The 23,085-nt window shown below is 69.5% G+C and carries 21 protein-coding genes; all 21 read left to right on the top strand.

What is annotated here, in order from left to right; translation table 11 throughout:
* Positions 1 to 106: 106 nt before the first annotated feature.
* Entirely contained in the window at positions 107 to 1,171 is a 1,065-nt protein-coding gene (locus tag POF73_RS43940; protein ID WP_272125043.1) for an aliphatic sulfonate ABC transporter substrate-binding protein, read from the top strand.
* Between the two features lie 11 nt (positions 1,172 to 1,182).
* Positions 1,183 to 1,995, top strand: coding sequence for an ABC transporter ATP-binding protein (locus POF73_RS43945; protein ID WP_272125044.1), 813 nt, complete (start codon positions 1,183 to 1,185; stop codon positions 1,993 to 1,995).
* Positions 1,982 to 2,887 carry an ABC transporter permease gene (locus POF73_RS43950; protein WP_272125045.1) on the top strand — a complete coding sequence of 302 codons (906 nt, stop codon included), beginning with the start codon at positions 1,982 to 1,984 and terminating at the stop codon, positions 2,885 to 2,887. Before POF73_RS43945 ends, POF73_RS43950 begins: the two co-directional genes overlap by 14 nt.
* A gap of 105 nt (positions 2,888 to 2,992) precedes the next feature.
* On the top strand, positions 2,993 to 3,991 hold the full coding sequence (gene sbnB, locus POF73_RS43955) for a 2,3-diaminopropionate biosynthesis protein SbnB (protein ID WP_272125046.1): 999 nt from the start codon (positions 2,993 to 2,995) through the stop codon (positions 3,989 to 3,991).
* 5 nt (positions 3,992 to 3,996) lie between these two features.
* A complete protein-coding gene (locus POF73_RS43960; RefSeq protein ID WP_272125047.1) occupies positions 3,997 to 5,868 on the top strand; it encodes an FAD/NAD(P)-binding protein in 1,872 nt (623 codons plus the stop codon).
* A 78-nt stretch (positions 5,869 to 5,946) separates the two neighbouring features.
* On the top strand, positions 5,947 to 7,206 hold the full coding sequence (locus POF73_RS43965; RefSeq protein WP_272125049.1) for an MFS transporter: 1,260 nt from the start codon (positions 5,947 to 5,949) through the stop codon (positions 7,204 to 7,206).
* Between the two features lie 268 nt (positions 7,207 to 7,474).
* Positions 7,475 to 8,188, top strand: a complete 714-nt coding sequence (locus tag POF73_RS43970; protein ID WP_272125050.1) for a gamma-glutamyl-gamma-aminobutyrate hydrolase family protein — start codon at positions 7,475 to 7,477, stop codon at positions 8,186 to 8,188.
* Entirely contained in the window at positions 8,188 to 8,874 is a 687-nt protein-coding gene (locus tag POF73_RS43975) for a GNAT family N-acetyltransferase (protein WP_272125052.1), read from the top strand. The genes POF73_RS43970 and POF73_RS43975 overlap by 1 nt, the downstream gene beginning before the upstream one ends.
* 45 nt (positions 8,875 to 8,919) lie before the next feature.
* A complete protein-coding gene (locus POF73_RS43980; protein ID WP_272125053.1) occupies positions 8,920 to 10,719 on the top strand; it encodes an NAD(P)/FAD-dependent oxidoreductase in 1,800 nt (599 codons plus the stop codon).
* A gap of 32 nt (positions 10,720 to 10,751) precedes the next feature.
* Positions 10,752 to 12,230: a pyridoxal phosphate-dependent decarboxylase family protein gene (locus POF73_RS43985; protein ID WP_272125054.1), complete on the top strand. Its 1,479-nt coding sequence runs from the start codon at positions 10,752 to 10,754 to the stop codon at positions 12,228 to 12,230.
* A 41-nt stretch (positions 12,231 to 12,271) separates the two neighbouring features.
* On the top strand, positions 12,272 to 13,270 hold the full coding sequence (locus POF73_RS43990; protein ID WP_272125055.1) for a DMT family transporter: 999 nt from the start codon (positions 12,272 to 12,274) through the stop codon (positions 13,268 to 13,270).
* 32 nt (positions 13,271 to 13,302) lie between these two features.
* Positions 13,303 to 13,989: an LmbU family transcriptional regulator gene (locus POF73_RS43995; RefSeq protein ID WP_272125056.1), complete on the top strand. Its 687-nt coding sequence runs from the start codon at positions 13,303 to 13,305 to the stop codon at positions 13,987 to 13,989.
* A 111-nt stretch (positions 13,990 to 14,100) separates the two neighbouring features.
* Complete coding sequence (locus tag POF73_RS44000) at positions 14,101 to 15,099, top strand: acetamidase/formamidase family protein (RefSeq protein WP_272125057.1); 999 nt, start codon at positions 14,101 to 14,103, stop codon at positions 15,097 to 15,099.
* 65 nt (positions 15,100 to 15,164) lie between these two features.
* A complete protein-coding gene (locus POF73_RS44005) occupies positions 15,165 to 15,527 on the top strand; it encodes a cupin domain-containing protein (RefSeq protein WP_272125058.1) in 363 nt (120 codons plus the stop codon).
* Positions 15,528 to 15,530: 3 nt separating this feature from the next.
* Complete coding sequence (locus POF73_RS44010) at positions 15,531 to 17,153, top strand: class I tRNA ligase family protein (RefSeq protein WP_272125059.1); 1,623 nt, start codon at positions 15,531 to 15,533, stop codon at positions 17,151 to 17,153.
* Positions 17,150 to 18,406: an NAD(P)/FAD-dependent oxidoreductase gene (locus POF73_RS44015; RefSeq protein ID WP_272125060.1), complete on the top strand. Its 1,257-nt coding sequence runs from the start codon at positions 17,150 to 17,152 to the stop codon at positions 18,404 to 18,406. Before POF73_RS44010 ends, POF73_RS44015 begins: the two co-directional genes overlap by 4 nt.
* A complete protein-coding gene (locus tag POF73_RS44020; protein WP_272125061.1) occupies positions 18,357 to 18,743 on the top strand; it encodes a hypothetical protein in 387 nt (128 codons plus the stop codon). The genes POF73_RS44015 and POF73_RS44020 overlap by 50 nt, the downstream gene beginning before the upstream one ends.
* A 1-nt stretch (position 18,744) precedes the next feature.
* On the top strand, positions 18,745 to 19,731 hold the full coding sequence (locus POF73_RS44025) for a clavaminate synthase family protein (RefSeq protein WP_272125062.1): 987 nt from the start codon (positions 18,745 to 18,747) through the stop codon (positions 19,729 to 19,731).
* Positions 19,728 to 21,062: a lysine N(6)-hydroxylase/L-ornithine N(5)-oxygenase family protein gene (locus tag POF73_RS44030; protein ID WP_272125063.1), complete on the top strand. Its 1,335-nt coding sequence runs from the start codon at positions 19,728 to 19,730 to the stop codon at positions 21,060 to 21,062. The genes POF73_RS44025 and POF73_RS44030 overlap by 4 nt, the downstream gene beginning before the upstream one ends.
* 5 nt (positions 21,063 to 21,067) lie before the next feature.
* Entirely contained in the window at positions 21,068 to 22,126 is a 1,059-nt protein-coding gene (locus POF73_RS44035; RefSeq protein ID WP_272125065.1) for an NAD(P)/FAD-dependent oxidoreductase, read from the top strand.
* Between the two features lie 130 nt (positions 22,127 to 22,256).
* Positions 22,257 to 23,024 carry a sulfite exporter TauE/SafE family protein gene (locus POF73_RS44040; protein WP_272125067.1) on the top strand — a complete coding sequence of 256 codons (768 nt, stop codon included), beginning with the start codon at positions 22,257 to 22,259 and terminating at the stop codon, positions 23,022 to 23,024.
* The last annotated feature ends 61 nt before the right edge of the window (positions 23,025 to 23,085 follow it).

Below are 23,085 nucleotides of genomic sequence, written 5' to 3' on the forward strand. Positions count from 1 at the left end.
ACCGGCGGGTGGGACTTCTGACATGAACTCCGCCGACTCGCCCTTCATATCGGCCGCAAGCGTCCTTGTATCGGCCGGAATCGTCCTTCGCCGCGCTCTTGCCGCCATGGTCGTACTCCCTCTCCTCGCGCTCGCCTCCTGCGGCTACGGTTCCCAGGCCGAGGACCACGACGCCGCCAAGATCGCCGTTGGGGCGAAGAAGATCGACGGGCTCGACTCCGTGCGGATCGGCTACTTCGGCAACCTGACCCACGGCACCGCCCTCGTGGGTGTGAACAAGGGCTACTTCCAGAAGAACCTCGGTGCCACCAGGGCCGAGTACCAGCTCTTCAACGCCGGGCCGTCGGAGATCGAGGCGCTCAACTCGGGGTCCATCGACATCGGTTGGATCGGCCCGTCCCCGGCGATCAACGGCTTCACCGCGTCCGGAGGCACCAACCTCCGCATCGTCGGCGGTTCCGCGTCGGGCGGCGTGAAGCTCGTGGTCGACCCGGAGAAGATCAAGTCCCTGGACGACGTCAAGGGCAAGAAGATCGCCACCCCGCAGCTCGGCAACACCCAGGACGTGGCGTTCCTCAACTGGATCTCCGAGCGGGGCTGGAAGGTCGACGCGGAGAGCGGCAAGGGCGATGTCTCCGTGGTCCGCACCGACAACTCGGTCACCCCGGACGCCTACGGATCCGGCTCGATCGACGGCGCCTGGGTGCCCGAGCCGACCGCGTCCAAGCTGGTCGCCGAGGGCGGGAAGGTGCTGCTGGACGAGGCGGACCTGTGGCCCGACAAGAAGTTCGTGATCACGAACGTCATCGTGCGGCAGGACTTCCTCAAGGAGCACCCGAAGGCCGTCGAGGCCGTGCTGAAGGCCTCGGTCGAGACCAACAAGTGGATCAACGCCAACCCGGAGAAGGCGAAAACCGCGGTGAACGCGCAGTTGGAGTCGGACTCGGGCAAGCCGCTGCCGGCCGACGTCATCGACCCGGCCTGGAAATCGATCCGGTTCACCGACGACCCGCTGGCCTCCACCCTCGGCGCCGAGGCCGAACACGCGGTCGAGGCCGGGCTGCTGGAGAAGCCGGACCTGAACGGCATCTATGACCTCACGCTCCTCAACAAGGTCCTGAAGGCCGAGGGCGAGAACACGGTCGACGACGCCGGTCTCCGCAAGAGCTGATCAAGGACCCGATGAGTTCCCAGGAGGTGACGACCATGGCCACGACTCTCCCCAAGGCCGCCGAAGGCATCACCGCGGCCACCCACGCCGCTCGCCTTGAGCATGTCTCGAAGTCCTTCCCGAGACCGGGCGGGCAACAGCTCGTCCTGGACGACATCAGCCTCGATGTCGCGCCGGGCGAGTTCGTCACCCTCCTCGGGGCCTCGGGCTGCGGCAAGTCCACCCTGCTGAACCTGGTCGCCGGACTGGACCGACCGACCGTCGGCTCGATCACGACCGACGGGCGCCCGGCCCTGATGTTCCAGGAGCACGCCCTCTTCCCGTGGCTGACCGCGGGCAAGAACATCGAACTCGCCCTCAAGCTCAGGGGAGTCGCCAAGACGGAGCGGCGCGAGCGCGCCGAGGAACTCCTCGAACTGGTCCGGCTGAAGGGCGCGCACGGCAAGCGGGTGCACGAACTGTCCGGCGGTATGCGCCAGCGGGTGGCGCTGGCCCGGGCGCTCGCCCAGGAGAGCAACCTGCTGCTGATGGACGAGCCGTTCGCGGCCCTCGACGCCATCACCCGGGACGTACTGCACGACGAACTCACCCGGATCTGGGCGGAGACCGGCGTGTCCGTCCTCTTCGTCACGCACAACGTGCGCGAGGCGGTGCGGCTCGCCCAGCGCGTCGTCCTGCTGTCCTCCCGGCCGGGCCGGATCGCACGCGAATGGACCGTCGACATCCCGCAGCCGCGCCGCATCGAGGACGCCCCCGTGGCGGAACTGTCCGTCGAGGTCACCGAAGTCCTGCGTGGGGAGATCCGCCGCCATGGCCAGCACTGACAGGAAGGCAGCAGACCCGGTCGCCCAGGACAGCGCCGGACTGGCCGGCATCGAGGCGGGCCTGGACGCGCTGGAGACCTCGGACCGGGCTCGTACGCCCTTCAGCCAGACCTTCAGGAACAAGATCCTGCCGCCGATCACCGCGATCCTCGTGGTCCTGGTGGCCTGGCAGGCCCTGATCTCCCTGAAGATCGTCGACGACCCGACGCGGCTGCCCTCGCCCGGCGATGTGTGGGCCGAGGCCGAGGACGCGTGGCTCAAGGGCACCCTGCTCGACTACATCTGGACCAGCGTCTCGCGCGGCCTGTCCGGCTTCGCCCTCGCCCTGGTCATCGGCACTCCACTCGGGCTCCTCGTGGCGCGGGTGAGATTCGTGCGCGCCGCGATCGGCCCGATCCTGTCCGGCCTGCAGTCGCTGCCCTCGGTCGCCTGGGTGCCGGCCGCCGTGATCTGGCTGGGGCTGGAGCCCGAGATGATGTACGCGGTGATCCTGCTCGGCGCGGTGCCCTCGATCGCCAACGGTCTGGTGTCCGGCATCGACCAGGTGCCGCCGCTGTTCCTGCGCGCGGGACGGACGCTGGGCGCGACCGGTCTGCGCGGCATCCGGTACATCGTGATGCCCGCGGCGCTGCCCGGCTATGTGGCGGGTCTGAAGCAGGGGTGGGCGTTCTCCTGGCGCTCACTGATGGCCGCGGAGATCATCGCGAAGGCACCGGACCTGGGCGTGGGCCTCGGCCAGCTGCTGGAGGTGGGCCGTACGAACAGCAGCATGGCGACGGTCTTCCTCGCCATCCTCCTCATCCTGTTCGTCGGCATCGCGATCGACCTGCTCGTCTTCAGCCCACTGGAGCGGTGGGTGCTGCGCAGCCGAGGCCTGCTCATGAGGAGTTGAGCAGCCGCAGCACAGGACCCCTAACGCATCCCGAAGTGTTGGCGCGTTCGCGCCAAGAAGGTCAAGAAGATCAAGAAGCCCAACGAGTCTCATGCAAGGAGATCCGTGTTCACCTTCGAAGTCGTCCCGGGCGAGGCAGTGCGCCGGCAGTTGGACCAGCATCGCGACGAGGTCGTGGACGTCGTCGAGCGCACCTACCGGGACCACGAGGCCGGGGAGACCATCAACCCGGACAGTTACTTCCTGCGGTTCCCCGAGAAACCGGACTCCCGCATCATCGCGCTCCCCGCACTGCTGCGGGGCGACGTCCAGCTCGCCGGCATCAAGTGGATAGCCAGCTTTCCCAAGAACGTGGCGGCCGGGCGTCCAAGGGCCTCCGCCGTCCTGATCCTCAACGACTACGAGACCGGCTACCCGATCGCCTGTCTGGAGGCCGCCAACATCAGCGCCGCCCGCACCGCCGCCTCCGCCGCGGTGGCCGCCAGGGCCCTGCGTCCCACGGGGCTCGTCGGCGGACGGATCGCCGTGGTGGGAGGCGGCGTCATCGCCCGCAACATCTGCGAGTACCTCCACGTGGTCGGCTGTCGGCCGGACACCTATCTGGTGCACGACATCCATGAGCCCTCGGGCAAGTCCCTGGTCGAGCACCTGGAGGCGCAGGGCCGGACCGCGCAGTTCACGTCGGCCCTGGACGAGGCCCTGGAGGCGGACGTCGTCGTGTTGGCCACCACGGCCCTGGAGCCTTACGTCACCCGGCAGTTCCGTCCCGGGCAGCTGGTGCTGAACGTCTCGCTGCGCGACCTGGCGCCCGAGACCGTGCTCGGCGCGCACAACATCCTCGACGACGTGGACCACTGCCTGAAGGCCAACACCTCGCCGCATCTGGCGGAACAGCTCAGCGGCAACCGGGACTTCGTCACCGGCACCCTGGCCGGCGTCCTGAACGGCGACGTCATCGTCGACGACAGCAAGCCGGTGATCTTCTCGCCGTTCGGGCTCGGCGTGCTCGACATAGCCGTCGGCGCCCATGCGCTCGTCCGGGCACGGGCAGCGGGGCAGACCACGGACATTCCGGGGTTCTTCGGCGAGACCAGCCGGTGGTGAGCCCGATGTCTCCTTCCGCCGCGGGGGGCCGCTCCGTCCCGAGCATCGCGATCGTCGGCATGGGATCACGCGGACTGGGCATCCTGGAACGACTGGTCAGCAGGTGCTTGGCCGAGCCGTTCGACATCACGGTGCATCTGGTGGACCCACGGCCCCCGGGCCCCGGCCTTCACCGTGCCGACCAGCCGGACTACCTCCTGCTGAACACCGTCTGCTCACAGCTGACGGCGTTCGCCGACCCCGCCATGGTGACGGGCCCGGCCCGGACATCCGGCCCGAGCCTGTACGACTGGTGCCGCGAACGGGACTTACGCCTGCAGGACGACGGCTACACCGTACGCGCCGGCATCGGGCGCGACGTCCGGCCCAACGACTTCCTGCCCCGCCGACTGCTCAGCGACTACCTGGCCTGGGCCGCCGAGCGCATCCTCGACGCCGCTCCCGAACAGCTTCGCCCGGTACGGCACCAGGCGTCGGCCACCGGTCTGGTGCCGCTGGGCGACCGGGAGCAGGTCGTCCTGGACGACGGGACCTCGCTCGTCGTGGACGCGGCATTCTTGACGGTCGGGCACCACACCCTGCACCGGCCGCAGGGCGAGGAGGCCGACCCGACGACCGTCAGCTGCCCGTATCCGCTGCCCGACGCGGTCGAGACGGTGTGCCCCGGAGAACGCGTGGTCGTGCTCGGCATGGGCCTGACCGCCATGGACGTGATCGCGAGCCTCACCCTCGGCCGCGGCGGACGGCATGCGACGGGGGAGGACGGAGAGACGCGGTATCTGTCCAGCGGCAGGGAACCGAAGATCATCCTGGCGTCCCGCAACGGCCTGCCGTACCGCAGCCGTCCCGTCCTCAACCCCGGGCGGATCCGCTGCGAACCGCTGGCCATGACGCCCGCACGCGTGCGGGAGCTGCGCGAGACCCGGCCCGGCGGTCGGCTGAACTTCGCCGAGGACATCGTGCCGCTGGTGGAGGCCGAGATCGACCTCACCTACTACCGGTCCTGTCTCGCCCTGCGCATCGGTGACGCGGACGCGGCGCGGCGGGAGGTCGCGAAACAGGTGCGTGCGCGGGGCGTCGAGACGGTGCTCGCGCAGGCACGTGAGCGTTTCGGGCCGTCTCCGGTGAGCGGCCTGCTCTCCGGGGACGCCTCGGCACCGTCCTCGTGGCCGACGTACCAGGACTACGTCGGATGGTTCGTCGCCCGGGTCGCCGACGATCTCGCGGAGGCCCGGACAGGCCTCGGCCTCAGCTCCGTCAAGGAGGCGCTGGAGGTGCTGCGGGACCATCGGGACGTGCTGCGTGCCGTGGTGGATCCACCGGGTCTCGACGACGAGTCGCTGAACGACTTCTTCGGAGACTTCGTGTCCCTGGTCAACCGCACGGTCATCGGCCCTCAACTGGACCGCTCCACCGAGCTCTTGGCGCTGATCGACGCGGGTGTCGTGAGCCCCGCCCCGGGCGCCCACACCAGGCTGCGCCGCTCGCCGCGAGGTGACGCCGCGTGGGTGCTGGAATCCACGACGCTGGCCGCCGCGCACCGCGTGGAGGCCGACCGTGTCGTCCTGGCCCATGTGCAGGAGCCGGCGGCGGACGAGGTCGAGGGCTCGCTGCTCGGCGGGCTGGTCAAGGCGGGGCGGCTGCGTACCCTGCGGCACCGCGGCACCAACACGCCCGGCCTGGACGTCACCCGCGAGGGCCGGGCGGTGGACGCCACGGGTGCCGTGCAGGAGCGGATCTTCCTTCTGGGGCCCCACACCGAGGGTTCGAGCTACTACAACCACTACGTCCCGTCGCCCGGCGTGCCGAGCCGTGCGCTGCGGGATGCCGAACTGGCCCTGGACGCCGCACTGTCGTCGACCACCGTGCCGTCCTGACGCACCGGCCCTTCGGGGCCGGGCGTGCCGGGCCGCGCCTGCCGCACCCCTTCGCACGAGCCCTCGCTGGAGCAACACATGCTGAACGACGCACTCGCACGTCTGAGGCGGATTAACGAGCTCTCGCCGGCCTTCCGGCTCCTCGTGGCGGCCTCGTTCCTGATTCCGCTGGCCGGTTTCATGGTCATGCCGTTCATGTCCTTCTTCCTGCACAACCGGATGAAGATGGACCTGGAGGTCGTGGGCCTCGTCATCGCGGTGGCGTCGTTCGTGCAGATGTCCGGTGGTGTGGTCGGCGGATATGTCGCCGACCACTTCGGGCTCAAGCGGACGATGGTGCTGGCCCTGATGATCCGCACGGTCAGTTTCCTGCTGTTCGTGGTGTCCATCGCGGTTCCCGCGCTGTCGATTCCGGCGCTGATGCTGTCGGCGGCCGGGGTGGCGCTGTACCTGCCGGCCAACAAGGCCTACGTGGTACGGGACTGCGCCCCGGACCGCCGCCCCCTCTTTCTGTCCCTGAACAACGCCGCGCTCAACAGCGGGATGGCCCTCGGCCCGCTCGTCGCGGGTCTCTTCATCATGCGGGCGCCGATGGCGGTGTTCGCCGTCGCGTCCGGGATCTTCGCCGCCGTCACCCTGATGCATGTCCGGTCGCTGCCCGCCGAGGCCGAGATCCAGCGCCCCGAGGGGCGTCAGGAGCGCGCCGGCGCGGTGAAGCTGCTGTTCATCCCGCCGGTCGTCACCGCGGTCCTCGGCTTCTACGCGTACATGTTCTTTCAGAACTATCTGAGCCTGTACGTCGTGGCGCACTACTCGTCCACCGTCTTCAGCCTTCTGCTCATGGTCAACGGGCTGCTGGTGGTCGTCGTGCAACCCGCGCTGGCCAAGCGGATCAACACACTCGGTTTTCCTGCCGCCGTGGCGGTGTCCTTCGCGCTGTTCGCCGGTGGCCTGCTGCTGATCGGGTGGGCCGACCTCGTCGCCGTCGTCACGGGGGTGGTGCTGATCAGCCTGGGCGAGGTGGTGCTCTTCCTGAAGAACGAGCTGGAGGCGCTCCGTTACTCGCCGGACCGGCCGGGAGCCGTGTTCGGCATCCAGCGGCTGGCCACCGGTATCGGCGCGTTCGCGAGCGCGTGGGCCGGCGGCTGGTTCTACCAGCGGGCCACGGACTCCCCGGACGGAGACAGCCGCTTCTGGTTCTACTGCGCCCTCCAGGCAGCCATCGGCGGACTGATCGCCCTGGCCGTGTCCCTGCTCCTCCGGAGGGACACGATGCCGGCCGCCGAGGAGATTGCCGTCGGCGCCGACGAGGCCGTCGAGGAGGAGGCGACACGATGAGCTTCCGTATGCCGGAGCGTTCCATTCGCTCGATGAATGGGTACCGGCGGGCCGGCCGTGTCCCGCCGCGGCGGGACAAGCGGGGTCGAATTCCGGTCAACGCCGCGGTGGCTTTTTCGGTCGCCGAGCCGACGGCGCTGACCGAAAATCGCCCCCACGCCGGGGCGATGGTACGACGCCCTTCCCGGATCATCGATCTTGCACAGCCGGAACAGCGTCCGTTAGCGTGTCCGGGCTTTCCAATCCGCACCATCCACGGGGGCCGACCATGAAACCATTGATCGGTATCACGTCGAGATTACGCACAGCGATCAACAGTCATTGTCTGCATACGGGATACGTCGATCATGTGGTCCGGGCGGGCGGCATTCCGGTGATCATTCCCTGCGTCGGCGAAAAGCCCGGAGAATCCTATCTCCCGCCTCTCGACGGACTCATGCTCACCGGCGGCGAGGATATCGACCCCGCCCATTGCACGGGTACCGAGCGACAGAGCGACTACCAGTACCAGCCGGCCCGCGACGTATTCGAACTCCGCTTAGCCGAAGCGGCACTGGCGGCCGGGCTTCCCGTACTCGGAATCTGCCGCGGCTGCCAGGTCCTGTACACCACCACCGGTCATCCGCTCATTTCCCACATCCCGGATGTCAACGGCGGCCTCGTCGCCCACCGGACCTCCCTGTCGGAGACCGCGCAGCACCGCGTGACCCTCACCGCGGACAGCACCGTGGCCCAGGCCTACGGCAGGCGCGCCCTCACCGTCACCTCCTACCACCACCAGGGCCTCGGCCCGCAGACGGAGGGCGGTCGCCGATGGCGGGTGACGGCCCGGTCCGACGACCGACTGCCCGAAGCCATCGAGTACGCCGGCGAGGCCTGGGCGGTGGGCGTGATGTGGCACCCGGAACTGCCCGTGGACGGCGGCGAGGGCTTCACCGACCCGCTGATCTCGGCATTCGTGTCCGCGGCGGGTGGGCGCTGATGTTCACTCTGCGACGACTCGGCCCCGCGGACCTCGGGCTGCTCCTGGACCTCCAGGAGCGCATCCGCTCCTCGCTGCCCGACCCGGACGTCTTCCAGACCAGCACGCCCGAGTTCATCTCCTACTGCCTCGCCGACGGCGGGCGTTGCTACGGCGTCTCGCACGAGTCCGCCGCGGTCGCCTACCGGATGGTCTACTTTCCGCGCGACCGGGATTTCAACCTGGCGAAGGACACCGCCCTGCCGCCCTCCGAGTACGCCCTGGTCGCACACTGGGACACCATCGCCGTCCTGCCCGAATGGCGTGGCCACGGACTTGCCCGGCTCCTGAACAGCAGGGCCCTCTCGGATGTGGCGTCCCTGGACGTCCGGCACCTCTATGCGACCAGCTCCCCGAAGAATCCGCACGGAATCGGATCACTGATGCGGGCGGGTTTCCGGCCCGTCCGGCTGGTCCGGAAATTCGGCGGAAAGCTGCGCCTTCTCTTCTACCGCCCCACCCCGGCCCCCTGGACATCGGGCCGAAGCGGAGAGCCGGAACGCTCCGTGCCCCTCTCCGCCATCAACGAGCTGGAAGAAGTACTCCGTGACGGCTGGATCGGTATCCGCCTCACCGATGACGACCGACTCGGTCCGTGTCTTTCTCTGCGACGCCATTCCCTGCCCTTCGTCGACAGGCAGTCCTGAAGTATCTCCGATTGCATTCACCCGACTCTCAGGGAAAACAGTAAGTTGAAGACGATCATCACCACCCCGAGTTCCGACCTGGCGTACTCCGACTTCCTGCACGGCGGAAACGTCGTCCATCTGCCCCACCTCGACACGGCACCCGCGGACGAGGTCCTGCACCACCTGACCGTCCACGCGGCGCGCGGACTGATCACCTCCAGGCGCCCCCCGGAGCACGTTCTGCGGAGCTGGTCCGAGCACATCACCGGCACCACGTTCCTCTCCTACGTGACCGGCACCCCCGGCCGGTCCGGTATCCGCGACCTCGTCGAGTTCACCCAGCCCGACGGCACTCTCCCCGCGCTCGCGGCGGCCCTGAGCGGCTTCGAGCGATGGTTCACCCTCCAGCGCACCGTCCCCTTACCGCCCGCGCCCGGACCGGACGGCAAGGACGTGGTGCTGGTCGGAGCAGGCATCGTCAACCTGATCACGGCCCTGTATCTGTGGCGGGCCGGCCACCGGGTCACGGTCGTCGACGGAGCGCCCGCGCCGGGCGGCGACGACTGGCGCCGGTACGGCTGCACCCACGCCGGCGACGACGCGCGCATGTTCACCTTCACCGAGATGGACAGTTACAACAACCAGGACTTCCACAGCGGCCCACCGCCGTACTTCCGGCTCCCCGTCGACCGGAAGGGCTGGCTCGCCACCGGCGACCGCCCGCTGTCCGCCGAGGAGCGCGGCTGGGTCGAGGAGTTCGAACGTGTGCCGTCCTGGCTCGCCCGCGCCTACAACCAGGACGTCTTCGCCTTCACCGCCGAGGCCTTCCACGAGTGGACCGCACTGCGCCGGGACCACCCCGAGCTCTTCGAGGACGTCGTCCTGACGGACGACGTCCTGCGCCTCTACGCGGATCCGGACCACCGCCGGAGCGCGCTCGCCCGGCATCGTGCTCTCGGCGCCGTCGCCCGCGAGTTCACCCCGGACCAACTGGCCGCGGAATTCCCGGCCCTGGCCCACGCCTTCGAGAACGGGGCACTTGCGGGCGGGTTCCTCGTCCCCGGCTTCACCGTGGGCATCCACCGGTTCACGCACCGGATCGTCTCGTTCCTGCGGGAACGGGGCGTGGTGTTCCACTGGGACACCCCGGTGCGCCGGGTCCGACGCGACGGCTCGGGCACGGTGACCGGCTTCGACTGCGGCGTCCCCATCCCCGACGACGCGCACGTCGTCGCCTCACCAGGTGTCCAGGGCCGCGCCCTGCTCGCCGGGTCGGCGTGCGAGGGCCGGATCCACGGCGTACTGGGCGGCTGGATGCGGATCGGCAACGAGCGCGCGCGGCTGCCGTATTCCCTCAAGGTCGGCCGCAGGCGGCACGTCACCGAGGACGCCAACGTGACCGTCGCCGTGGACGGCGACGGGCGGCCCACCCTGATCGTCGGCTCGGGCTACGGCTACACCGGTGCCGGCACCGACGCCGACGAGGCACAACTGGACGCCATCCGGCTCGGCATCATGGACACGGTCGAGCGGCTCTTCCCGGACCAGTCCCACCCCACCGCATCGTCACGGGCCGGCGACAACTACGACTTCAAGTACTGCGTGCGGCCCTGGACCGCTACGTCACTCGGCATCTACCACGCGGAAACGACCGTGCAAGGGCGCCTGTTCGTCATCAACGGCGGCCACAACACCGGCGGTTTCGCCCAGGCGCCGGCGATCGCCCGGGCCGTGCTCGCCTCGCTCGGCGGACAACCGCACCCCATGCACGCCCTGTACCACCCCGAGCGCTTCACCGCCTTCATGCCGGAGGGGGCACCCGTCGCCACCGCGCCGAGGGCACCCGCGGCGTCCAGCATCTGACCACCCCCCACACCGCCAGGAGGCACGGCACGGTGTCCTCGTACGACCCGCACGAACAGTCCATCCCCCTCGACCCCCCGGACTGGGAGGAGTTCAAGGCCCTGGGGCGGCGCATCGTCGACGACATGGCCGACTACCTCGCCGGAATCCGCGACAGGCCGGTCTGGCAGCCGGTACCGCCCGACGTCCAGGCCCGGCTCGACACCGCCCTGCCGCGGACCGGCGTCCCCGCGCAGGACGTCTACGAGGAGTTCCGTACGACGGTCATGCCGTACCCGCGCGGCAACATCCACCCCCGGTTCTGGGGCTGGGCGAACGGCTCCGGCGTGCCGGTCGCGGCCTACGCCGATCTGCTCGCCTCCGTCGTCAACTGCACGCTCGGCTCCGGTGAGAACGCTGCGATGATGGTCGAGCACCAGGTGATCGCGTGGCTGCGGGAGGCCATGCGCTGGCCCGCCGACGGCTCCGGAGTGCTGACCAGCGGAGCGTCGATGGGCCAGATCATCGCCCTCGCCGCGGCCCGCCAGGCGAAGAGCGGCACGGCGGACCTCCGCGGCCTGGGAGCTGTCGCCGACGGCCGGCAGTTCACCGTCTACGGCTCGACCGAGACCCACCACTCGGTGGAGAAGGCCGTCGAACTCCTCGGCATCGGCGGGCACTTCTTCCGTCGGATACCCGTCGACGCGGACTTCCGGATCGACACCGGCGCCCTGTGCGACGCCATCCGTCGGGACCGTGCCGCGGGGCTGCACCCGATGTGCCTGGTGGGAAACGCCGGCACGGTCAACACCGGAGCCGTGGACCCCCTCGATGAACTCCTCGCCCTGGCCCGGGAGGAGGACCTCTGGTTCCACGTCGACGGCGCGTTCGGCGCCTTCGCCCAACTGCTGCCCACCCACCGGCCCCTGCTGGCGGGGATGAACGAGGCCGACTCGCTCGTCTTCGACCTGCACAAGTGGCTGTACATGCCGTTCGACGTCAGCTGCGTCCTCGTGCGCCGCCCCGACGCGCTGGAGAACACGTTCAGTTCCAGCGCGGACTACATCAGCAGCACCGCGCAGGGACCCGCCGCGTACTCCCTCGCCTTCTCCGACCGCGGCATCGAGCAGTCCCGTCGGTTCAGGGCGCTGAAGGTGTGGTTCGCGCTCAAGGCCCACGGCATCGACACCTTCGCCGCGTCGATCGCGGGCAACATCGACCAGATCGCGTACCTGACGAAACTGGCCGACAGCTGCGACAGACTGGAGGTCGTCTCCCGCAGCGACCTCAACATCGTGTGCTTCCGCTACGTCTGGCCGGATGCCACCCCGGACGACCTGAACCGCGTCAACCAGGACGTCCTCTCCCGGCTGCAGATGGAAGGACTGGCCATGCCGTCCCATACGGTGATCGACGGCAGGTTCGTCATCCGCGTCGCCAACAACAACCACCGGTCGGTCCGCTCCGACTTCGATTTCCTCGTCTCACAGATCCTCACGATCGGCGACGGCCTCGTGGCCGCGTCCCGATGACGCCCCGTACGACGTCGGCCGCCCGGGAAGGGGAGATGCCCATGGAGTCCACCGGCCGGCGGCTCCCCTCGGCTCCGGTGCTCGTCGGGCTGTCGGCGGCGCTCGTCGCGACGGCTCTGTGGGGGTTCACCTTCCTGGGGCCCGTGGCCGTCGACCCCGTGAACATCTACTACCTCGTGCTGGGCCGGTACGCCGTCTTCGGCCTCATGTCGGCCGTGGTGCTGGCCGCGCGCCCCGGCCGGCTGCGCGCCCTGGGGGTGCCCGGGTTCCTCAAGGCACTGCACCTCGGTGTGGTGGGATACATCGGCTTCTATCTGCTGCTGTCGATGGCCGCCTCCGTCGGCGGCGGGGTCCTCGCGTCGACCATGACCGGCCTGATCCCCGTCATGGTGTCGTTGATCTCGAACGGCATCGAGAAGGTCTTCCCCTGGCGCAGCGGGCTGCTGCCCATCGGTGTCATCGCCGGCGGGCTGTTCCTGGTGAACGGCGGTACCTCCTCCCTCGGCACGGCGGGCGACGGCCGGGACCAACTCCTCGGCGCCGCACTGGGGTTCGCCGCCTGCGTGGCCTGGTCCTACTTCGTCATCGCCAACCGGATCATCCTGCGGCGCGCGGCCACCGCCCCGGACAACAGCACCTGGACCGCCTGCATCGGCATCGGGGCCTGCTGCGGCTCGCTGGTGCTGCTGCCGCTGGCCGAGTCCGCCGAGGGCACCTCGCCGTTCGCCGACGCGGGAACCCTGGGACCGTTCCTGGCCTGGTGCGCGGCGCTGGCGGTGCTGGGCTCCTGGTGCGCCACGTGGTTCTGGAACATCGCCTCGAAGCGTCTGCCCGCGACGGTCATGGGGCCGGTCATCGGGATGGAGGCCGTGTTCGGAGCGTTCTTCTACCTGGTGTGGGAGCAACGCATGCCCACCCCCCAGGAGTTCTGGGGGGCCCTGCTGGTCATCGGCGGCGTCTTCTTCAGCTTCTTCGTCTTCGACCGGGCCCGAATCGACCGCTCGACCAGACCGACATCTTCGGGCCAGTCTCGCCGTTGACCTTTGAACGATCTGGACCGGGCCCGAGCCGGATGCCAGACTCCCTCGCGATCAGCGCACCCGCATCTGTCCTTCCCCCACGAGAAAGGGGAAAAGGCTTGGACTACTCGACGACTGCACTGCACACCGAGTCCGAGCACCCGATCATCGGAGCCGCCGTCACCCGACGTACCAGTCTGGTTCTACCGCCGGTCTTTTCCCTGGCCGAGTGGAAACGCGTCGGTAAACACCTCTATTTGATATCGGATTCCTCGTGCTGGTGGCACGGGGACTGGCTCGTCTATGGTCAGGAGAGATATCCGGGAAAGTACCGTCAGGCAATGGAGGAGACGGGACTCGACTACAAGACCCTGCGCAACTACGCCTGGATCGCCAGACGTTTCCCGGCTTCCGAACGGCATCCGCGGCTCAGCTTTCAGCATCACGCCGAGGTGGCCTCGCTGGACTCCGTGCAGCGCCGGACGTGGCTGGAGCGTGCCGCGCGGGAGGGCTGGTCCCGCAACCGGTTCCGGCATGAGCTGCGCAAGGAGCTGGGCGGTTCGCGCGACGAGTGCCGGACCAGGGAGATCCGACTGCAACTGCGTACCACCGAGGAACGGGAGAGCGCCTGGGCCCAGGCCGCGGAGCGGGACGGTCTCGGACTGGTCGAGTGGATCACCTCCAGTCTGGACCGGGCCGCGGGCCTGAACTCCGAAACCGATGACCCAATTCAGATGTGAGAACCGCGTGTCAGCGGTGTTCAAGAGAAACACTCTTGACTGCGCATTCGACGAAGGTAGACTCGGGCCTCGTTCAGAAGGATGTACGGACCACCCTTGAGAGAGTCGTACATGGGCACCTTCGAATTCACGCCGTTGCCGTCTCAGTTCGCCTGGACGTTCGGCGGTGCTGGACCAATTTCACGATTAGGTCCGGGAACCGCCTTGAAACTGTGGACCGAGGACGCCTTCAGCGGTCGGCTGTACAAGAATTCACACCTCCCCGACGAAAGAATCACAGATGGAAGGTTCAATCCGCAGACCGGCCCTTTCCATGTCGAAGGAGCCGAACCGGGCGACACCCTGGTCCTGCACATCGCCGAACTGACCCCTGCCCGAGACTGGGGTGTCTCCACTCTCGTCGCCCACTTCGGCGGGCTCACCGGAACCGGACGCACCGCCACCCTCCAGCCCCCGCTTCCGGAGCGGACCTGGATCTATCAGCTCGACCGGGACGCCGGGACGGTCCGCTTCGAGGCGGCGGCCGGTGACTTCACGGTGGATCTGCCGCTGTGCCCCATGCTCGGCACGGTGGGTGTCGCCCCGTCGGCCGGAGAAGTGCGCTCCTCACTGGCGGCGGGCGGATACGGCGGCAACCTGGACACTCCGGAGATGCGGGCCGGCGCCACGTGCTACCTGGGGGTCAACGTCGAGGGAGCGCTGTTCTCCGTCGGCGACGGCCACTACCGGCAGGGTGAGGGCGAGTCGTGCGGCACCGCCGTCGAGGGCGCGATGAACACGACCCTAGTGGTCGACCTGATCAAGGGCGGTGCGCCCGCGTGGCCGCGCATCGAGAACGACGACTTCCTCATCACCCTCGCCTCCGCCCGTCCGCTTGAGGACGCCTGGCGCATCTCGCAGGTACAGATGGTGGGCTGGCTGAGCGACCGCCACGGCCTCGACCCGCTCGACGCCTACCAGTTGCTCTCCCAGATCTCCCGGACACCGCTGGCCAACGTCGTGAACACGGACTACACGGTCGCCACCAAGGTGCCCAAGGCCCTGCTGCCGGACAGACCCGTCTTCGGTGGCATGCACCGCCGTATGCGAGAGATCGCCGCCCGCCTGTAGCACGCCTCCACAAGACCCATTCCCACCGTGAAGCGATCACCCCGATTCGGAGATTGGTGGCCACCATGGAAATGCGCAGTCTCGACCGCAGTGGGCTGCGGCCGGAGAACGGTTTCTCACAGCCCCTGCTCCCCTGGCCCGCCCTCAACGCCCCCTTCGAAGGCGCCTGGTGCGTCGTCCAGCCCGGTTCCTCGACGACCAAACACGCCCATCCCGACTACGAGATCTTCATCGCCCTGTCCGGTGAGGCCGTACTGGAGTCCCGCGGCGAACGCGTCCCCTTCCGCGAGGGAGACATCGTGCACTTCCCGCCGAACACGGATCACCAGGTGTTCAACGAAGGGACGGAGGACTTCCAGATGTACACGGCGTGGTGGACACCCGACACCGTGGAGGGCTTCCTCGTCCGGCACCACGAAGGGGCCTGAGCGATGGCGCAGACCGCACCGGGCGGCCCGCGGCCCGCCGTCATCATCGACACCTCACCCACCCCCAACGGCGACCTGCACATCGGCCACCTGGCCGGTCCGTTCATGCAGGCCGACATCCACGCCCGGTACCTGCGTGCACGTGGACGTCCCGTCGTCTTCTCGACCGGCACCGACGACAGCCAGACCTACGTCATGGCCGGGGCCCGGCGCGCCGGCACCACCCCCGAGGAACTGGCCGCGACCTCCCACGCGGCGATCGGGCGCACCCTGGAGGCCGCCGGTATCTCGGTGGACGGCTACGCCCCCTACGACGACGCCTACCGGGCGAACGCCCTGCGCTTCGTCACCGACCTCCACGACGCGGGCAAGCTCGAACTGCGCACGGTCACGTTCCCCTGCGACGCGCGCACCGGGGAGATCCTGGTCGAAGGCCTGGTCGCCGGCTACTGCCCGGTCTGTGTCACCGAGAGCCGCGGCGGCGTCTGCGAGATGTGCGGGCATCCCAACAACTTCGACGAGCTCCTCGACCCCTGGTCCACGCTGGACCCCACCGCCCCGGTCGGCAGCCGCGAGGAACAGGTGCTCGTGCTGCCCATGGAGCAGTACCGCAAGCAGCTGACGTCCTTCTACCAGACCCGGGAGTCGGGGCTGCGGCCCCGCACCCTGCGGTTCCTGCGCGAAGCGCTGGCCCGGCCGCTGCCCGACTTCCCGATCACCTACCCGATCTCCTACGGACTGCCTTCCCCCTTTCCCGGCACCGAAGGACAGCGGCTCAACTCCTGGGTGGAGGGCATCCCGGCGGCGATGTTCTGCACCGACCACGCGGCGCGGCGGGTGGACGACCCACGCGTCGTCGGCCGGAACCTGTGGGACCCCGGACACGACCCGGAGATCATCTACTTCATCGGGTCCGACATCGTGTACTTCTGGGGCCTCACCCACCTGGCGCTGCTCATGGCCCACGACGGCCGCTACGCCCTACCCGACTCCATCGTCTCCAACGAGTTCTACGAGCTGGAGAACGACAAGTTCTCCACCACACGAGGACACGTCGTGTACATCGACGAGGCACTCGGCCTCGTCAGCCGCGACGCCCTCCGGTTCCACCTGGCGCTCACCGGCCCGGAGCACCAGCGGACCAACTTCAGCCGGGACGGGCTGGTGAAGGTCACGCAGGTCCGTCTCGTCGAACTCTGGAACGGGATCGCCACCGCCCTCAACACGGCCGCGGCCGACACCACCGGACCGCTGCCCGTGTCCGACGCCGCGAGGACCAGGGCCCGTGCGGTTCTGGAGCGGTTCGTCGACGCCTACGAGATCGTGGGCTACAGCCCGTCCGGTGCGGCCGATCTCGTGGTGGCGCAACTTCAGCGGCTGGGCAGGTCGGTGCCGAGCCTCGTCGAACCCCCGCCCGGCGCACCGGCTCAGGCTCTCGGCGACCTCTTCCTGGAGCTGCGTGTCCTGATCGCCGGAGCGTCCCCCATCCTCATCGATCTGGCGGACGAAGCACGCCGTACCGGCGGTTGGCACGGCAACCTGGACGAAACCCTGACGAACGCTCAGGAGATCACGGCCTTCCCGGTGCCGCTCGTCGCCGACGCCGGTGAGCAGCCGGCGGTATGAGCACCGCGTACGGGACGGACGGGGGCCGGGAACCAAGCGGCGGGCGCACCCTCATCGTGGGCGGCGGGGTCGTCGGACTGCTCACCGCGGTGGAATGCGTCCGGGCGGGCCAACACACCACCGTCATCGAGCGGGGTCCGCTGCCCAACACCCGCTGCTCCTCCCACGACCGGCACCGGGTGATGCGGGCCCTGCACCCGCACGAACCCGGCGCCACCCGCGCCGCCGTCGCCGCGCACCTGCTGTGGCGGGAGCTGGAGTCCCTGCTGGAGGCCCGGCTCCTGCACAGCACCGGCGTCCTGACCGTGCTGCCGACCGCCGACAGCGCCCACGCGGCGGCCGAGCTGACGCGGGCCGGGGCTCGGGCGCGAACCCTCGACCCGGCCCAACTCGCTGGCCAATACCGGCACTTGGCCTTCCCGCCGGGTCTGGGTGCGGTCCTGGAGGACGACATGGGCGTGCTCCTGGCGGACCGCGTGCTCACGGCGGCGGTCCGCTGGCTCGACCGCCGGCCCAGGGCCCGGCTGCGGCCGTACACCACGGTGACCCGGGTGGACCCGGCGGCTCGCTCGGTGACGTTGGAGGGCGGCCGGGTCCTGCGCGGCGACCGGGTGCTGCTGGCGGCCGGCGCCTGGTCGGCCGGCCTGCTGCCGCCCGCCCTCGCCGGACGGCTGGTCGTGCACCGGCAGACCATGGTGTACTGCGCCCTTCCGCCGCAGCAGCGCGAGCAGTGGCGTACGACCCCTGCCGTGCCCGCCCTCGGCACCGCCTGGGGGGCCTGGCTCGTCCCCCCGGTCGACGACACTCCGCTGAAACTGTCCGCCGACGCGTTCTGCCGGGTGGTGGACGAGCCCGGCGGCCCCGAGCCCGACCCGGCGGACGCCGAGGCACTGGCGCTCCGCTTCACCGACCTGATTCCGGGGCTGCGGCCGGACTGGGTCGTGGGCGCACGAGAGTGCCACTACACGACGGACGGCCCCTCGGGCGGTGCCCTGCTCGCCGACCTGGGCGAGGGAGCCGTACTCGCCCACTGCGCCTGCGGTGGCGGCGCGTTCAAGTTCGCCCCGCTGATCGCGCGCACGCTGGCGAGCCGGTTCGCCGGCGTGCCTCCCATTCCGACCGGCCTGCATCAGCTGGACACCCCGACCACCGCTGCGAGGGCGGACGGACCGGGTGACGACACCGAGATCCAGGAGACGACGGATGATCGACTACAACGCCAGAACGTTCCGCAACACCGAGGCGGATCCTGACGGAAGCGCACCCGTGGCCACGTACCACCAGGAGGGCGACCTCGTCTGGGCGGAGGCCGCCGGCGGCGAGGTCCGCAGGTGCGCGCTGGCCGGAACGTGCGACGCCGACGGCGTCATCACCATGGGGTACACCCTGGTCCTGCGCAGCGGCGAGATCGCGATAGGCCGGTGCGTCAGCACTCCCGAACGACTCGACGACGGCCGCATCCTCCTGCGCGAGGAATGGGAGCGCTATCAGCCGACCCCGGCGAAGGGCACCTCCGCCATCGAGGAGATCACGCCCCTCGCCGCCGTGTCTCCGACGCCGCCGGCCGAAACCGCTCCCGAGGGGGGATGAGATGTCCACGGGAACGCTGAACAGGGTCGAGGACCATATGGTGGTCTTCGACGACGCCGTGATGAAAGCCGTACGGGACACGTCGGACCGGGTGCTGAGAGCGGCCGGCGGCCCGGTCGACGGCGCGGACTGGATCGCCGCCGCGGGCGACGCCTGGCACCATCTGCCGGTGGAACTGCGGCAGGTCGTCAGCCGGTTCCGCCGCCACTCCGGCGAGCAGGGTGTGCTGCTGCTGCGCGGACTGCCGTTCGGCGACGACGCCCTGCCCGACACGCCCGCCACGTTGGACTCCGTGCAGTCGGAGCCGTCGGTCTCGGCCGCCGTACTGATGATGATCGCGGGAGGCCTCGGCGATCCGGCCGCCTTCCGTCCCGAGAAGAACGGCGCCCTGGTGCAGAACGTGGTGCCGGTGCCGGGCAACGAGGACGTGCAGGGCAATCCGGGCTCCGTGGAGCTGACCTTCCACACCGAGAACGCCTTCCACGAGCACTGCCCCGACTACGTCCTGCTGATGTGCCTGCGGTCCGACCACGAGGGTGTCGCGGGGCTGCGCACCTCCTGTGTCCGGCAGATCCTGCCGATGCTCAGCTGGGTGGACCGGGAGGCGCTGTCCCGCACCGACTACCTCACCACCCCGCCGCCCTCCTTCGGCGGCGGGAACTCCAGCGCCACCCGGCATTCCGTGCTCGTCGGCGACCTCTTCGACCCGGACCTGAGGGTCGACTTCGCCGCCACCGCACCGCAGAGCGCACAGGCCGAACTCGCCATGGCCGAACTGGAGTCGGCCTGCGAGGCGGCGGCGCTGACGTTCCGGCTGCGGCCCGGAGACCTGGCGATCGTCGACAACCGGGTCACCCTGCACGGCCGTACCGCCTACCGGCCCCGCTACGACGGGCGGGACCGCTGGCTGCAGCGCACCTTCGTGCTGACCGACCTGCGGTGCTCCCGCCGGCACCGGCCCCATGACGGCAATGTCCTCGTCCGATGACCGGCCTACGAGACACGGAGACCGGCACTGTGGATTTCTCTTCGCACTTCGGCTGTGTGGGCGTGGGGGTCGGCCCGGCCAACCTGAGCCTCGCCTGTCTGCTCCATGACCGGCCGGAGGTCGCAAGTCTGTTCTTCGAGCGCCGCGACAGCTTCGGCTGGCACGACGACCAGCAGATCGCCGGAGCCACCCTCCAGGTGTCCCTCTTCAAGGACCTGGTCACTCTGGCCGACCCGACGAACCCGTTCTCGTTCCTCTCCTATCTCCACGAGAAAGGCAGGATCTACCACTTCATCAACGCCCAGTTCGACGCCGTGCCGCGCCGGGAGTTCCGCGACTACCTGGAGTGGGCGAGCCGGAAGAACGAGAACGTCACCTTCGGCGAAGAGGTCCTGTCCGTGGAGTTCGACAAGGTCTTCGTGATCCGGACCAGCGAACGGACACTGACCGCGGATCATGTGTCCCTTGGCATCGGCAGCACCCCCTGGGTGCCCGAGCACGCCCGCGACCTGCTGGGGGAGTCACAGTTCCACGTCAGCGACTTCCTGCGACGGGCCGAACGGCTCGGCGGACGCCGCGTCACCGTGGTGGGCGGCGGCCAGTCCGGGGCGGAGGCGTTCCTCGACCTGATCTCCCGGCCGGCGGCGGACCGCCCCGCCCATGTGTCGTGGATATCCCGGCGCGACAACTTCTTCCCCATCGACGACTCGCCGTTCACCAACGACTACTTCATGCCGTCCTTCTCCGACCACTTCTTCACCCTGGACCCCGCCCGGCGCGAGGCGTTCAACGAACGGCAGGTGCTGGCCACCGACGGAGTGTCCCTGGCCACGCTCAGGGCCATCTACCAGCGCTGCTACACCCGTCGATTCATGGACGGCGAGCAGGGGCTGGTCGCGCTGTACCCCGACCGCACGGTCACCAAGGTCAGTTGGGGCGGCGACGGCTGGGAGATCACCGTCGAGCCGGGCGACCGCCCGCACGCCGTCGAGCGGCTCACCGCGGACGTCATCGTGTGGGCGACCGGATTCCGCCCGGCGCGCCCGGGCCTGCTGGCGCCGCTCGCGCACCGGCTGGAGTGGGAAGAGGAGGAGATCCGCGTCGACCAGGACTTCGCCGCCTGCTGGGACGGGCCGCCCGACCACAGCATCTTCGTGCAGAACGGCGTCCGCAGACAGCGCGGCCTGGCCGATCCCAACCTGAGCCTGATCGCCTGGCGCAGCCGCCGCATCCTCGACCGGATACTGGGCGTCAAGACCGAGGACCCCTGCGACTCCTTCCTGAACTGGTCCACGGAGCCGGGCGTCGACGAGTTTCCGCGGGGAGCGTGATCGCCATGGCGGGAAACCGGATCGCCGTGGTGGGTGCCGGGATCATCGGCTGCCTCGTCGCCCGGGAACTGGCCGCGCGCGAACCGCAGGCCGCGATCACCGTCCTGGACCGGGACGCCATCGGCTGCGGTGCCAGCCGTCGCTCGGCCGGCCTGCATCTGCCGCGGGGCGCCGGCGAGCGCCTGCGGCACATGACGCGCTACAGCCAGGACTACTACGAGGAACTCGGGCGACAGCGGCCGTCCCTGCCGATCCACCCGACAGACGTGTCGGTGGTGTCCGCCACCGCCGACGACCGGGCGATCCGCGCCACGTACCTGGACGGTGCCCGGCCCGTCCGGACGGGGCATCAGGACCTGCCGGACTTCGGCATCCCCCAGGACGCGGCCGTCTGGGGCGTCGACGGCGGGCACCGAACCGATGTGCACGGTCTGGTCCGGGCACTCGCCCGGGACCTGCGGCAGCGGGCCGACTTCCACGAGGGCCTCGGGGTCACCGGCATCGAGCCGCTCGCCGACCGCGTCGTACTGCGGCTGAGCACCGGCGACACCCTCACCGCCGACCGCGTGGTCCTGGCCCCCGGCCCATGGACCGCCGACCCGGCACTGGCACCGTTCGTCCCACCGTCGGGAATCAGGGTGAAGAGGGTGGTCGCCCTGCACATCGAACGCAGCCCGGGGGAGGGGGACGGCACGGTCGTGTTCCAGGACGAGGACGCCTTCCTGCTCCCCCTCCACGAGCGCGGCCACTGGCTGTACAGCTTCACCCGCACCGAGTGGGACGTCGATCCCGGCACCGCGGCCCGGGGCCTGAGCGCGGCGGACGTCGAGGAGGCACATGACAGCCTGCGCCGGTGGGCACCCGAACTGGTCAAGTACCGTGCGTCGGGCCGGGTGTTCTGCGACGCCTACAGCGCGCAGCGCGAACCGGTGGTCCAAGTCGCAGATGATGCGGGGCGGGTGGTGTTCGCCGGCGCCGCGAACGGATGTGGCTACCGGCTCGCCCCGGCCATCGCCCGGGAGGCCGTCGACCTGGTGCTGAACATGGCCGAAGACCATCGCTGACCCTTTCCGGGAATCGCGGCCTTGTTGTGGTCGTATCGGCCCTATAGCAGGATCGGGCAGCCTCGCGAGTCATACACCGCGGGGCTGGTCGGCCTTTCACGCATGACATTCGGATTGAGGTTCTCTGCTGATGGAGTTGGGCGTTCTCGCGATCGTGGCAGTGGCCGGATTGCTCTCCGGCGCCGTCAATTCCATCGCCGGCGGCGGCTCGTTGCTGCTCTTTCCGGCACTGATCGGGGTGGGCCTTCCGACGCAGGCCGCCAATGTCACCAATTCCGTGGCCAATTGGCCCGGATTCGCGGGCCAGGTCTATGGCTTCACGCCGGAGCTGAGGACGCAGTCGCGAGGCCGGCTGGTGCTGCTGTCGGTGCTGACCGGCGTCGGCACGGTGGCCGGCTCGGCGCTGCTGCTGGTCACCAGCAGCAAGAGCTTCGACACGGTCGTCCCGGTCCTCGTGCTGTTCGCGAGCCTGCTGCTCGCCGTGCAGAAGCCGGTGAAGAAGCTGCTGCGGCCGACCGGTGCGGACATCGACGGCAGGCGCCGCGAGAACGTCGTCACCCTCGCGGTGGTGATGACCGCGGCCGGTGTCTACGGCGGCTACTTCGCCGGCGCGCTCGGCGTGATCATGCTGGTGTCGCTGGCCATGACCACGTCCGACAGCTTGCGCCGACTGAACGCGCTCAAGGCGGCGCTCTCCCTGGTCAACTCGACGGTCACGCTGCTGATCTTCGCGCTGTTCGGGCCCGTCGACTGGGCCCTGGTGGCCGTCGCCGCACCGACCGCTCTGGTGGGCGGGTACGTCGGCGCGCGGCTCGCCCGCTGGATGGACGAGGAACTGCTGCGCTGGACGGTGGTGGCGATCGGAGTCACCGTGTCCGTGCTCCTCTTCGCCACCTGACCTGACCTGACCTGACCTGACCTGACCTGGCCTGACGGGAGCCGGGGGGGGCGGGGGGGGG

This window comes from Streptomyces sp. HD, assembly GCF_028369295.1.
Classification (GTDB): Bacteria; Actinomycetota; Actinomycetes; order Streptomycetales; family Streptomycetaceae; genus Streptomyces.